Source organism: Pseudoxanthomonas sp. LH2527, assembly GCF_022539275.1.
Taxonomy (GTDB): Bacteria; Pseudomonadota; Gammaproteobacteria; order Xanthomonadales; family Xanthomonadaceae; genus Pseudoxanthomonas_A.
On the sequence record NZ_JAKZBW010000019.1, the window covers coordinates 68,403 to 82,051 of the forward strand.

The 13,649-nt window shown below is 67.8% G+C and carries 12 protein-coding genes and 1 riboswitch; of the genes, 9 read left to right on the top strand and 3 right to left on the bottom strand.

Translation table 11 applies throughout. The annotated features are described in order from the left end of the window. Nucleotides 1–42 precede the first annotated feature (42 nt). The 6 genes from minD to MMG85_RS11665 all read left to right on the top strand — a co-directional run bounded on the left by minD (nt 43) and on the right by MMG85_RS11665 (nt 6,157). Nucleotides 43–852, top strand: coding sequence for a septum site-determining protein MinD (gene minD, locus MMG85_RS11640; protein ID WP_241046193.1), 810 nt, complete (start codon nt 43–45; stop codon nt 850–852). 2 nt (nt 853–854) lie between these two features. Further along, nucleotides 855–1,109: a cell division topological specificity factor MinE gene (minE, locus tag MMG85_RS11645; protein ID WP_055941742.1), complete on the top strand. Its 255-nt coding sequence runs from the start codon at nt 855–857 to the stop codon at nt 1,107–1,109. 42 nt (nt 1,110–1,151) lie between these two features. Beyond that, a complete protein-coding gene (locus tag MMG85_RS11650) occupies nt 1,152–1,637 on the top strand; it encodes a hypothetical protein (RefSeq protein WP_241046194.1) in 486 nt (161 codons plus the stop codon). 252 nt (nt 1,638–1,889) lie between these two features. After that, complete coding sequence (locus MMG85_RS11655) at nt 1,890–3,872, top strand: M2 family metallopeptidase (RefSeq protein ID WP_241046195.1); 1,983 nt, start codon at nt 1,890–1,892, stop codon at nt 3,870–3,872. 75 nt (nt 3,873–3,947) lie between these two features. Continuing rightward, a complete protein-coding gene (locus tag MMG85_RS11660) occupies nt 3,948–5,501 on the top strand; it encodes a trypsin-like peptidase domain-containing protein (RefSeq protein WP_241046196.1) in 1,554 nt (517 codons plus the stop codon). Nucleotides 5,502–5,626: 125 nt separating this feature from the next. Next, on the top strand, nt 5,627–6,157 hold the full coding sequence (locus MMG85_RS11665) for a metal-dependent hydrolase (RefSeq protein ID WP_241046197.1): 531 nt from the start codon (nt 5,627–5,629) through the stop codon (nt 6,155–6,157). A 154-nt stretch (nt 6,158–6,311) separates the two neighbouring features. Here MMG85_RS11665 and MMG85_RS11670 read toward each other — a convergent pair whose 3' ends face one another. Both MMG85_RS11670 and MMG85_RS11675 read right to left on the bottom strand, forming a co-directional pair. Next, nucleotides 6,312–6,722 (bottom strand): hypothetical protein, encoded by a 411-nt coding sequence (locus MMG85_RS11670; RefSeq protein WP_241046198.1) that lies wholly within the window; start codon nt 6,720–6,722, stop codon nt 6,312–6,314. Nucleotides 6,723–6,740: 18 nt separating this feature from the next. After that, on the bottom strand, nt 6,741–7,994 hold the full coding sequence (locus tag MMG85_RS11675; RefSeq protein WP_241046199.1) for a multidrug effflux MFS transporter: 1,254 nt from the start codon (nt 7,992–7,994) through the stop codon (nt 6,741–6,743). Nucleotides 7,995–8,193: 199 nt separating this feature from the next. Beyond that, a riboswitch (glycine riboswitch) is annotated at nt 8,194–8,315 on the top strand. Nucleotides 8,316–8,355: 40 nt separating this feature from the next. Here MMG85_RS11675 and gcvP point away from each other — a divergent pair. Continuing rightward, entirely contained in the window at nt 8,356–11,259 is a 2,904-nt protein-coding gene (gene gcvP, locus MMG85_RS11680; protein WP_241046200.1) for an aminomethyl-transferring glycine dehydrogenase, read from the top strand. A gap of 51 nt (nt 11,260–11,310) precedes the next feature. Here gcvP and MMG85_RS11685 read toward each other — a convergent pair whose 3' ends face one another. After that, nucleotides 11,311–12,054 carry an SDR family oxidoreductase gene (locus MMG85_RS11685; RefSeq protein WP_241046201.1) on the bottom strand — a complete coding sequence of 248 codons (744 nt, stop codon included), beginning with the start codon at nt 12,052–12,054 and terminating at the stop codon, nt 11,311–11,313. 96 nt (nt 12,055–12,150) lie between these two features. Between MMG85_RS11685 and MMG85_RS11690 the strand changes: the two genes are divergently transcribed. Then, the gene (locus tag MMG85_RS11690) at nt 12,151–13,086 is read left to right on the top strand and encodes an AraC family transcriptional regulator (RefSeq protein ID WP_241046202.1); all 936 of its coding nucleotides are present in this window, start codon (nt 12,151–12,153) and stop codon (nt 13,084–13,086) included. A gap of 115 nt (nt 13,087–13,201) precedes the next feature. Further along, complete coding sequence (locus MMG85_RS11695; RefSeq protein WP_241046203.1) at nt 13,202–13,360, top strand: hypothetical protein; 159 nt, start codon at nt 13,202–13,204, stop codon at nt 13,358–13,360. Nucleotides 13,361–13,649 lie beyond the last annotated feature (289 nt).

Below are 13,649 nucleotides of genomic sequence, written 5' to 3' on the forward strand. Positions count from 1 at the left end.
CGCGGCGTTACCCGAACATAAGAACGACCAAGGAGAACACCGTTGGCTGAAATCATCGTAGTCACGTCCGGCAAGGGCGGCGTGGGCAAGACCACCACCAGCGCCAGCATCGCGTGCGGCCTGGCGCGTCGCGGCAAGAAGGTCGCGGTCATCGACTTCGACGTCGGCCTGCGCAACCTCGACCTCATCATGGGCTGCGAGCGCCGCGTCGTGTACGACTTCGTCAACGTCACCCAGGGCGAGTCGACGCTGAAGCAGGCGCTGATCAAGGACAAGCGTTTCGACACGCTGTACGTGCTGGCCGCCTCGCAGACGCGCGACAAGGACGCGCTGACCAAGGAAGGCGTGGAGAAGGTGCTCAAGGACCTGGACGCCGACGGTTTCGACTACATCGTCTGCGACTCGCCCGCCGGCATCGAGAAGGGCGCGTTCCTGGCCATGTATTTCGCCGATACCGCGATCGTGGTGGTGAACCCCGAAGTCTCCAGCGTGCGCGACTCCGACCGCATCCTGGGCCTGCTGGATTCCAAGACCCGCAAGGCCGAGAACGGCGAAACGCTGAAGCCGCACCTGCTGCTCACCCGCTACAGCCCGTCGCGCGTGGAAGGCGGCGAAATGCTGAGTATCAAGGACGTGGAAGAGGTGCTGGGCCTCAAGACGCTGGGCGTGATCCCGGAATCCGGCGACGTGCTCAATGCGTCCAACAAGGGCGAGCCGGTGATCCTGGAGCTGGAGTCGCCCGCGGGCCAGGCGTACGACGATGCCGTGGGCAGGCTGCTGGGCGAAGACCGTCCGCTGCGCTTCACCACCGTCGAAAAGAAAGGCTTCTTCAGCAAGCTGTTCGGAGCCTGATCATGGGCATGTTCGATTTCCTCAAGCCGAAGAAAGAAACCGCCTCCATCGCCAAGGATCGACTGCGGATCATCGTCGCGCAGGAGCGCACCACCCGCGGCGCGCCCGATTACCTGCCGATGCTGCAGCGCGAGCTGCTGGAAGTGATCAAGAAGTACGTGAATGTCGATGCCGAAGCGGTCAACGTGAAGCTGATCAAGGAAGGCGAGCACGACGTGCTCGACATCTCGGTGTCGCTGCAGGAAGGCAGCGCCTGACCGCCGGGGCGGGGTTCTGCTCCGCCCTCGCCTGATTCGACCATGGATGTCGGTACAGACACCGTCGAACCCGAGGTGATGCGGGTGGCTTCGCTGCCGTTCGCCGCGGCCGATGCCCTGCTCTCGCATTACGGATTGCGTCTGCATCGTGTCGACGACGGCGCGCCGATCCCCGGCAGCTTCTGGGGCGACCCCGAGGCCGGCGTCATCGCCCACAACGTGTACGTGCGCGGCGACACGCCCGTGCACTCGATGCTGCACGAAGCCTGCCACCTGATCGTCCTGCCGCCGGAGCGGCGCGCTCAGGTGCATACCGATGCCACCGACTCGGTGATCGAGGAAGACGCCACCTGCTGCCTGCAGATCATCCTGGCCGACCAGTTGCCCGGCGTGGGGCGTGGAAGGCTGATGGCCGACATGGATGCGTGGGGCTACACCTATCGGCTGGGCTCCACGCAGGCATGGTTCGAGCGCGATGCCGACGATGCGCGCGCGTTCCTGAAAGATCGTGGGCTGCCTCACCGCTGAGGCCGTCCCCCTGTAGGAGCGACGTGAGTCGCGACCTCACGCCCCAGCCACCCAAGACCCCCTGCCCCGCGCAATGAAGCAACCCACCTGACCGTGCTGCGGGACGCCTCACGCGCATTCGGTCGTTCAAGTTCCTGTCGCGACTCACGTCGCTCCTACAGTGGACAGCAGCGGCGCCACCGCACTTGCACCCCCCCCCCCACCCTCACTACCCTTCGGTTTCCTGCGCCCGCCGCATCCGAAGGACGTCCCGTGAAGCATCGCCACCTCCTGCTCGCCCTCGCCGTCGGCGTGGGCATCGCCACGCTCGCCGCCTGCAAGAAGGATGAACCTGCCTCCGAGGCGGCCGCTCCCGCCGCACCCAAGGGCGAGACCGCCGACCAGTTCATCGCGCGCGTCAACGACGAACTCAAGAAGATGTACCCGGAACTGACCGCCGCGCAGTGGCTGTCCAGCACCTACATCAACGACGACAGCCAGTTGCTGGCGGCCAAGGGCAACGAGCGCTACCTGACCCAACTCAACAGCTGGATCGCGCAGGCGAAGAAGTTCGAGGGCCAGCAGATGTCGCCCGAGACGGCGCGCGCCATCCAGCTGCTGAAGCTGGCCACCGCGATGCCCGCTCCCAAGGATCCGGCCAAGCTGGCCGAGCTGACCCAGATCGCCACGAAGATGGAAGGCACCTACGGCGCCGGCACCTATTGCACCGGCGAAGGCGAGGCGCAGAAGTGCCGGCAGCTGGGCGAACTCGAGGACGTCCTGCGCAGCAGCCGCGACTACGACGCGCAGCTCGATGCCTGGCAGGGCTGGCACACCATCGCGCAGCCGATGCGCCAGGATTACACCCGCTTCGTCGAACTGGTGAACGAGGGCTCGAAGGAAATGGGCTTCGCCGACGCCGGCGAGATGTGGCGCAGCGGCTACGACATGACGCCCGCCGAGATCGCCGCAGAAACGGACCGTCTCTGGGGCCAGGTCAAGCCGCTGTACGAGCAGCTGCACTGCTATACCCGCACCAAGCTGCAGGCCACCTATGGCGTAGAGAAGGGCCAGGTCAACGGCCTGCTGCCCGCGCACCTGATGGGCAACATGTGGCAGCAGGACTGGGGCAACCTCTGGGACGTGCTGGAACCGTACAAGGGCGCGGGCAGCCTGGACATCACCGGCGCACTGGAAAGGCAGTACCAGGCGGACTACCAGGCCGCGCTGGCCAAGGCCGGCCCGAACCTCGGCACGGACAAACTGTTCCAGGCCGAGCGCGAGGCCAAGCTGCAGGTCGCCAAGCAAATGACCGAGCGCGCCCAGGATTTCTACACCAGCCTGGGCATGCCCAAGCTGCCGGAAAGCTACTGGGCCAAGACGCAGTTCATCAAGCCGATGGACCGAGACGTGGTCTGCCACGCCAGCGCGTGGGACATGAACATGAGCGGCGACGTGCGCACCAAGATGTGCATCAAGCCGAACGAGGAAGACTTCACCACCATCTACCACGAGCTGGGCCACGTGTATTACTACCTGGCCTACAACAAGCTGCCGCCGCTGTTCCAGACCGGCGCGCACGACGGTTTCCACGAAGCGATCGGCGACACCATGGTGCTGGCGATGACGCCGGACTACCTCAAGTCGATCGGCATGGTCGATACCCCGCAGCAGAGCAACGAGGCGCTGATCAACGCGCAGATGCGCATGGCGCTGGCGAAGGTGTCGTTCATGCCGTTCGGCCTGATGATCGACCGCTGGCGCTGGGGCGTGTTCGACGGCAGCATCAAGCCGACTGACTACAACAAGGCGTGGTGGGAACTGAAGGCCAAGTACCAGGGCGTGGCGCCGGCCACCGCGCGCGGCGAGGATTTCTTCGACCCGGGTGCGAAGTACCATGTGCCCGGCAATACGCCGTACACGCGCTACTTCCTCTCGCACGTGCTGCAGTTCCAGTTCTACAAGGGCCTGTGCGATGCGGCCGGCCACCAGGGCCCGCTGTACACCTGCAGCTTCTACGGCGACAAGGCCGCCGGGCAGAAGTTCTGGGCGATGCTCGAGAAGGGCGCCAGCCAGCCCTGGCAGGGCACGCTGAAGGAACTGACCGGCACCGAGAAGATGGACGCCGGCGCGGTGCTGGAGTATTTCGCACCGCTGCAGGAGTGGCTGAAGCAGCAGAACGAAGGCCAGACCTGCGGATGGCAGGTGCCGGCCACCGCGGCAGCACCCACGCCGGCAGCGCCGGCCAAGTCGTAAGTCTCCTACCGCACGGGCGGACCGATGATGGTCCGCCCTTCTGTCGACCCGCCTTATGGAAAGGACGTCCGATCGATGAATCGCCCCACCCTCTATCTCTTCCTGGCAAGCCTGCTGGTCGCAGCGCCCGTTGTCGCAACGGCGGGCGCAACCCAGGTCGCCGGCGAAGCCAGCCGTACCTCTTCGCAAGCCGATCCGCGCTGGAAGCTGACCCAGTTCCCGGCGACCAGCGCCACTTCGCTGGGCTATCGTGAAATGCGCCTCGAGCGCCTGGTGGAGCTGGAACGCCGCAATGCCGGCCGGCACATCAAGGCGACCCAGATCGGCGTGGGCCGGACGCTGGCGAGCGAAGGCATCGCACGTTCCACCCCGGCGCTGCGCTGGATTCCGCTGAAAGCGGGTGGTTCCGTCGCCCGGCTCCGGGTTGCCTCACCGGACGCGCTGGGTATGCGCGTCGGTATCCAGACGAAGGGCCTGCATCCCCACGTCGAACTGCGCTTCGGGGGTTCGGATGATCCGGGACATGTCGTCGCCGAGACCACCGCCGCGGAAGCGCGGGCGCTGGCGGATGCCGACGGGGTGTACTGGACGCCGGCCACCGACGGCGCCGCGCAGATCATCGAGATCTACCGTCCCGCACACGTCACGATGGCCCAGGCACGCGTGCAGGCGCCGCAGGCATCGCACCTGCTCGCCAACAGCCGCAACGATTTCAAGATCGTCGAGAAGGTCGGCGAGTCGGGCACCTGCAACATCAACGCGGTGTGCCGCGTCGGCCAGCTGGGCCCGGCCTATGTGCAGGCAAAGGATGCAGTGGCCCACATGGTCTTCGTGGACGGTGGAAGCAGCTACATCTGCACCGGCACGCTGCTCAACGACACCACGCCGGCCACCCAGGTGCCTTACTTCTACAGCGCTGCGCACTGCATCGAGACGCAGACGGTCGCCAATACGCTCAATACCTACTGGGGCTACGAAAACAGCGGCTGCAGCACGGCCGATGGCCAGCGGCGGAATCCGCTGACCGGCGGCGCTGACATCCTGTTCGTCGATGCGGACGTCGATGCCCTGCTGCTGCGGCTGAAGAACCCCGCACCCGCCAATGCCACGTTCGCCGGCTGGGATGCAGGTACGCTGGCGCCGAACGCGGAGGTCGTGGCGATCCACCACCCCGCGGGCGATGCCAAGAAATATTCGCGCGGGCAGCACGTGACCGACGTCTACCCCGAGAACTACACCGTCGGCTGGCTGGAAGGCACTACGGAAGGAGGCAGCAGCGGCTCCGGCCTGTTCACGCTGCACGCGGACAAGACCTACCGCCTGCGCGGAGGTCTGTACGGTGGCAATGCGAGTTGCGCCAACACGGGCAATGTGTCCACGGCTGCCAACCGCGACCATTATTCGCGACTGGACCTGATCTTCCCGCAGATCAAGCAGTGGATTGCCGCCGACCCCGTCCGCGAGAACGGATCGCAGGCGCTGGTGCGTTCCGCTGGCGCCGTGGCGCAGGGTCAGGGCGCAAGGACGTTGCCCGCCACGTCCGCACCGGCGCCCGCAACCGTGACCCCGCCGACCGCGCGCGACCGTCTCCCCATCCTGCAGCGGCGGACCGGCACGCACGAGCGCTGAGGGCAGCCCTGCGAACGAACGGAAAAGGCCGGCACATGCCGGCCTTTTCTCTTCGCGCGCATCGGCTTCATCGTGGCCACACAGGGCATCGCGAGAGTGTACGCCACCTCCTGCATGCCACTTCCATGCCGACCATCCTGACCCACGCGCTGATCCCCCTGGCTGCCGGCGCCGCACTCGGGCGAAAACGTCTTTCGCCACGCCTGGTCGTCGCCGGCGTAATCGCGGCGATGCTGCCGGACGCCGACGTCGTGGCGTTCAAGCTGGGCATCGAATACGCGCATGCGCTCGGCCATCGCGGCGCCAGCCATTCGCTTGCCTTCGCCCTCGTCTGCGGCGCCTTGGCGGCAGGCGGTGCGCGCTGGCTCAGGGCGCCGGCCCTCACGGCGTTCCTGTTCATTGCCCTGTCCGCGGCTTCGCATCCGCTGCTCGACATGTTGACCGACGGCGGCCTCGGCGTCGCGCTGTACTGGCCGTGGTCGGATGCACGCCACTTCGCGCCATGGCGGGTGATCGAAGTGTCGCCCTTCGTGAACCGCTTCTTCAGCGCGCGCGGCGTGGAGGTGCTGCTGTCGGAACTGCGCTGGGTGTGGGTGCCGGTGCTGACGCTCGCTGGCGTCGCGGCATGGTTGCGCCGCCATCGCGATCCTCTGTAGGAGCGACGTCAGTCGCGACCGCACGGCAGGAAGATTCGATCGCGACGAAGGAAGCCTAGAAATAGGCGAAACAACCTTCACCGGCTGACGCGTCAACGACACGTCGCGATCCGCGGTCGCGACTGACGTCGCTCCTACAAAAAAATGCTGCCGCTCAATTGACGTCCGGCGCCGGTTCCGGCTTGTTCGCCTTCATCTGTTCGGCCAGTTGCGCCTCGAACTGCTCCAGCGTCAGGCCTTGCGCCGCGGCTTCGATCACCGCGGTGTCGCGCAGCTCGTCCGAATAGACCAGGCGCACCGCGTTGCCCTGCGCCTCGTGCAGGGCGGCGGCCTGCTTGATCATCGCCAACACCTCGGCCGCGCTGTCGGACGTGCCGGCGATGCGGCCATCCAGGCCCAGCACCCACACGCCCGCCTGGCGCACCACGCCGGCCAGCAGCTCGCCCTCGGGATTGCGCAGCTCCGCATGCGGCTCGATCGCCGGTGCGTTCGCGCGTGCCTGGTTGTGCGCCTTGGTCGCCTTGCGCTTCTTCGCCTCGCGGCGGGCCTTGGACTGGATCGACATGGGGGTTCTCGCAGGACGTCAGAGTTGATCGGTGGGTTCGAGTGCGGCGGCGTTGCGCGGACAGGCCAGCCGGCGCCGGTGGGCATGCGCTTCCCACTGCCACATCAGCCAGCCCAGCAGCACGAAGCCGGCCATCCCGAGCGCCAGGTGCAGGCCATGATGGCTCAACAACGGCGACAGCAGTCCGGCGATCACCGCATTGATGATGAGATTGCTGAACGCCTGCAGTGACGACGCGGCACCGCGCTGGCGCGGGTACATGTCGAGGATGGCCAGCGTCAGGATGGGAAACACCAGCGCCACGCCCAGCGCCGCCAGCATCATCGGCAGCACCGCCCACGGCACGCGGATGGCATCGCCGGCCCACGCGTTGTAGCCGACGTTGGCGACCATGGCCACGGCCATGCAGGCGTAGCCGATCCCGACCAGCCGGGTGCCCTCGATGCGCCCGGCCGCGCGCCCCGACAGGAACGCGCCCAGCACCATGCCCCCGATCGTGGGCAGGAACAGCCAGGCGAACTGCTGTTCGTCCAGGTGCAGCAGGTCCATCACGAACGCCGGCGCCGACGCGATGTACAGGAACAGCCCGCCGAAACTCAGCGAGCCCGCCGCCGCCAGCCGCAGGAAGCGCGGATTGCGCGCGATGCCCACGTAGTCGCGCAGCAGGATGCGCGGCGACACCTTCAGGCGCGCCTCGGGCGGATGCGTTTCCGGCAGCCAGCCGACCACCGCCACGATCAGCAGCAGCGAGAACCCGGCCAGGAACCAGAAGATCATCGGCCACGCGCTCCAGCCCAGGATCCAGCCACCCACGATCGGCGCGATGGCCGGGGCGATGCCGAAGATCATCGACACCTGGCTCATCAGCCGTTGCGCGTCGTCGCCATCGCGGGCATCGCGGATCACCGCGCGCCCGACGATGAAGCCCACGCCGGCCGACAGGCCCTGCACGGCCCGGAACAGCAGCAGCGTGCCCATGTCGGTAGCCAGCGCACAGCCCACCGAGGCCAGCAGGAACACGACCAGACCACCCAGGATCACCCGCCGCCGGCCGAACGTGTCCGACAGCGGCCCGTGCACCAGGCTCATCAGCGCATAGGTCAGCAGGTACACGCTGATGGTCTGCTGCATCGCCACCTTGTCCGCGCCCAGTTGCGCGCCGATGGCCGGGAACGCCGGGAAGATGGTGTCGATCGAGAACGGGCCGAACATCGCCAGCCCGCCCAGCAGCAGGGCCAGGCGGCGGTTGGAGATGGCGTGGGGGGCACTCATTGCGGGAAAACTCCGGACAGGCGCCGCGCGGCCACATGAACAGGCCTCGCCGGGCTGCACATGGTAAGCCCAAATCACCGGTGGCCCGCCCTGCCGGGCTATAATCCGCCGGCAACATCCGGTGGGAGAAGCCCGTCGTCCGCGACGTGCTGCCGAAGGCGCAAACGCCCGTAATCGCTCAGGCCCGATACCACCACTGCAACGACACTCTGGAGAGACCGGCCGCCCTCGCGGCAGCGCCGGCGCCGAAGGGGCACGAAGCACGCGACCTCCTCGTCGGCGCGCTTCCAAACTCTCAGGCAAAAGGACAGAGGGGCATCCCACGTGCGGCTTCCGCACGCTGGCCCTATTGCCCTTCCGGATGCCTCCCATGTCGAACACCCCCTCCCTGCGCGAGCTCGAGCACCACGGCGCGTTCCTCGAACGCCACATCGGTCCCAACGACGCCGAGATCGCGCACATGCTGCGCGTGGTCGGCCACGACTCGCTCGACGCGATGACCGACGCCATCGTGCCGGGCAGCATCAAGTCCGCGCAGCCGCTGGCCCTGCCCGCCCCGATCAACGAGGAAGAGGCGCTGGCCAAGATCCGCGCCGTCGCCGACCGCAACCAGGTGTTCCGCAGCTTCATCGGCCAGGGCTACTACGGCACCCACACGCCCAAGGTCATCCTGCGCAACATCCTGGAGAACCCGGCCTGGTACACCGCCTACACGCCGTACCAGGCGGAGATCTCGCAGGGCCGCATGGAAGCGCTGATCAACTTCCAGACCATGGTCACCGACCTGACCGGCATGGAGATCGCCAGCGCCTCGCTGCTGGACGAAGCCACCGCCGCCGCCGAGGCGATGACCCTGGCCAAGCGTTCGGCCAAGTCGAAGTCCACCACCTTCCTGGTCGCCGGCGACACGCACCCGCAGACGCTGGAAGTGCTGGCCACCCGCGCCGAGCCGCTGGGCCTCACCGTCGAGGTCGTGCGCTCCACCGACGCCTTCCACGAAAAGCTGGCCGCCGGCGACTACTTCGGCGTGCTGGTGCAGTACCCCGCATCGAGCGGCTGGGTCGCCGACTGGGCGAAGGACGCCGACACCATCCACGCCCACCACGCGCTGTTCGTCGTCGCCACCGACCTGCTGGCGCTGACCCTGCTGAAGCCGCCGGGCGAAATGGGCGCCGACATCGTCATCGGCAACTCGCAGCGCTTCGGCGTGCCGTTCGGTTTCGGCGGCCCGCACGCCGCGTTCATGGCCTGCCGCGACGCCTACAAGCGCAGCATGCCCGGCCGCCTGATCGGCGTGTCGGTCGACGCCGAAGGCAAGGCCGCCTACCGCCTGACGCTGCAGACCCGCGAGCAGCACATCCGTCGCGAGAAGGCCACCTCCAACATCTGCACCGCGCAGGTGCTGCTGGCGGTGATGGCCAGCATGTACGCGGTCTACCACGGCCCCGAAGGCCTGGCGCGCATCGCCGGCCGCGTCGCCCGCCTGACCGCCATCCTCGCCGCCGGCCTGCGCACGCTCGGCTACCCGGCCGTGCATGCCAGCGCCTTCGACACGCTGTGCATCGAACCGGGCGACGCCCGCGACGCCATCCTGGCCCGTGCCCGCGACGCCCGCATCAACCTGCGCGTGCGCGGCAACGGTTCGCTGTGCATCTCGCTGGACGAAACCACCACCCGCGCCGACATCGATACGCTGTGGGGCGTGTTCGCCGCTGAAGGCGCCACCCTGCCGTCGGTCGATGCGCTGGACGCCAGCGCGCCGTCGCTGATCCCGGCCGACCTGCGCCGCCGCAGCGACTTCCTGACCCACCCGGTGTTCAACACCCATCACAGCGAACACGAGCTGCTGCGCTACATGCGTGCGCTGTCGGACAAGGACCTGGCGCTGGACCGCACCATGATCCCGCTGGGCAGCTGCACCATGAAGCTCAACGCCACCGCCGAGATGATCCCGGTGACGTGGCCGGAGTTCGGCAATATCCATCCGCTGGCACCGGCCGATCAGGCCGCCGGCTACACCCAGCTGATCGACGAGCTGGAAGCGATGCTGGTGGAATGCACCGGTTACGACGCCGTCAGCCTGCAGCCCAACTCCGGCGCGCAGGGCGAATACGCCGGCCTGCTGGCGATCCGCGCCTATCACCGCGCGCGCGGTGAAGCGCATCGCGACATCTGCCTGATCCCCGAATCCGCGCACGGCACCAACCCGGCCAGCGCGCAGATGTGCGGCATGACCGTGGTGGTCACCAAGTGCGACGCCAACGGCAATGTCGACGTCGAGGACATCCGCCGCGCCGCCGAGAAGTACAGCGAGCGCCTGGCCGCGATCATGATCACCTACCCGTCCACGCATGGCGTGTTCGAGGAGGACGTGGTCGCCATCTGCGACATCGTCCACCAGCACGGCGGTCAGGTGTACACCGACGGCGCCAACATGAACGCCCTGGTCGGCGTGGCCAAGCCCGGCAAGTGGGGCTCGGACGTGTCGCACCTCAACCTGCACAAGACCTTCTGCATCCCGCACGGCGGCGGCGGCCCCGGCGTCGGCCCGTGCGCGGTGAAGGCGCACCTGGCGCCATACCTGCCGAAGAAGCTGGGCGGCGAAGGCGATGTCGGCATGGTCAGCGCGGCCAGCTTCGGCAGCGCCAGCATCCTGCCGATCAGCTGGATGTACATCACCCTGATGGGCGCGGCCGGCCTGCGCAAGGCCACCCAGGTGGCGCTGCTCAACGCCAACTACATCGCCAAGCGGCTGGAGCCGCACTTCGAGACGCTCTACACCGGCCGCAACGGGCTGGTGGCGCACGAGTGCATCCTTGACCTGCGCCCGATCAAGGACCGCACCGGCATCAGCGCCGAGGACGTCGCCAAGCGCCTGATCGACTTCGGCTTCCATGCGCCCACGCTGAGCTTCCCGGTGGCCGGAACGCTGATGGTCGAGCCGACCGAAAGCGAATCGCAGCACGAACTGGACCGTTTCATCGACGCGATGATCGAGATCCGCGAGGAGATCCGCGCGGTCGAGGACGGACGCCTGGACCGCGAGGACAACCCGCTGAAGAACGCGCCGCACACCGCCACGATGGTGATGGCCAGCGAATGGACCCACGCCTACCCGCGCGAACTGGCCGCCTTCCCGCTGGCCACGCTGAAGCTGCAGAAGTACTGGCCCCCGGTCGCGCGCGTGGACAACGTCTACGGCGACAAGAACGTCATGTGCGCCTGCATCCCGGTGGATGCGTACAAGGACGAAGTGGACGCCTGAGTGCGGTGCCACGCGTAACGGAGAAGCCCCGCTGATGCGGGGCTTCTTTTTTCAGCGCAACGCCGCCAGCGCCACCGCATCGGCGCCCGCGGGGTAGCGCAGTTGCCCGCCGTTATCGTGGACCGCGGCCCACACCGCTTGCGCGACATCGGTTTCGAGCGTGAACGCATCAGCGTCGGCGAAGCCGGCGAACACGTCCTGCGCATACCGCGCGTACGCCTCGGGCACCAGCCCGCGCATGCGCTCTTCGCCGTTCGCCGCGAAGCGCGTGGTGGGCGCGTAACCCGGCTCGACCAGCCGCACCGCCACGTCGAACGCGCCCAGCTCATGCGCGAGCGATGCCGTGAACCCTTCGATCGCCGTCTTGCTGGCGGGGTAAGCAGCGACCAGCGGCATCGGTGCCAGCGTAGCGCTGGAGGTGACGTTGACGATGGTGCCCCCGCGGCGCGCGCGGAACGCGGGAATGACCGCCTGCACCATGGCCATCGTGCCGAAGGTGTTGGTCTCGAAGATCTCGCGCACGGTATCCATCGGCGTGGCCTCGAACGCGCCGAACAGGCCCAGCCCGGCGTTGTTGACCAGCACGTCCAGCGGCCCGGCGGCGTCGAGCGCGGCGGCGATGCTCTCCGTTCGGGTCACGTCCAGCGGCAGGAGCTGCAGGCGTTCGTCATCGGGTAGCAGGCCGGGGCGCGGCGTGCGCATGGTGGCGATGACGCGCCAGCCCTCGGCGTGGAAATGGCGGGCGGTCTGCAGGCCGTAGCCGGAGGAGCAGCCGGTGATCAGGACGGTCTTCATGGGGTGATCCAGGGTGGTTGAACAGGACGCCACGATAGGCGAGCATCACCGGACCATCCATTGCGATAAATCCATTTTTTTTCTCGCATCGTCCAGATGTCCGACCCCCTCTCCGATGTCGTCCGCCTGCTCCGGCCGCACGCCGCCTTCTCCAAGGGCATCAGCGCGGCCGGGCGCTGGGCGGTGCGCTACGCGACCTTCGGCGAGCCCAGCTTCTGCATCGTGCAGGAAGGCCGCTGCGTGCTGGCCGTGGACGGCGAGGACGCCATCGCGCTGGAGACCGGTGACTTCGTACTGTTGCCGGCCACGCCAGGGTTCCTGCTCTCCGATGGCCGGACGCAGCTGCCGACGCACATCGATCCGGTACAGGATCCGCTGCCGGACCGCGACGTACGCCATGGCGTGCAGGACGGTCCGCCGGACGTGCGCCTGCTGGGCGGCTGGTTCCGCTTCGAGGCGCAGGAACCCACGCTGCTCGCCTCGCTGCTGCCCACGCTGGTGCACGTGCGCGGCGTGCCGCGCCTGTCGCAACTGGTCACCCTGCTGAGCGACGAAGCCGACCACGATCGGCCCGGCCGCACTGTGGTGCTGTCGCGCCTGGTGGATCTGCTACTGGTCGAATCGCTGCGCGCGACCCCGGGCGCGTCCGCGCCACCCGGCTTGCTGCGTGGACTGGCCGATGCGCGCCTGGCATCGTCGCTGCGCGATCTGCATGCGCGCCCGGCGCACGCGTGGACGGTCGCCCAACTCGCCGAGCGCGCCGCGCTCTCGCGTTCGGCCTACTTCGAGCGGTTCACCCGCGCGCTCGGCATCGCCCCGATGACCTACCTGCTGGCCTGGCGCATGGCGATGGCGCGCGATCTGCTGCGCAACCACCGCGTCAGCGTGGCCGAAGCCGCCGAACAGGTCGGTTACCGTTCCGTCAGCACCTTCAGCATGGCGTTCCAACGCCACACCGGGCTACCGCCGCGCCGCTATGCCCGCCAGCACGAGGCGGACACGCGCAAGACCAGCGCCTCCCCGTCGCACTGAACCTCCGGAGTCCGACCACACGTGTTGCGCGCCTCTCCCCTCTCGCTGCGTCAGCGGGGAGAGGGCGGGTGAGGGGCGAACGGAGCCTAGGCAATCGACGTAACGCGGTGCCTCCATGTTCAGCGCTCGCCCCTCATCCGCCTTCGGCACCTTCTCCCCGCCCAGCGGGGAGAAGGAACTGGCCGTGCTATCCACGCTGCTCACCGGCCCCTTCTTCCGGGCGCTGGTGAAACGCCGCGCTACCGCCGACGCGCACGGCCGTCACGCCGTGTGAGCGTAGCCAGGCAGAAATATTTTCCTGTAATCAGCAGACGACGCAGCGGTCCCCTCTCCCTGCGTCAGCGGGGAGAGGGTGCCCGAAGGGCGGGTGAGGGGCGAACGGAGCCTGGGCAATCGACGTAACGCGGTGCCTCCACGTTCGGCGCTCACCCCTCATCCGCCTTCGGCACCCTTATCTCTTGGCGATCTGCCAGATTAGATGCCGAGAGCCGGCGTGGTCGAGCGTCACACCTTGGGTGCTACGACCGCGGGAGAGCAAGCTCGCCACGCCGGAATCTCCCTGC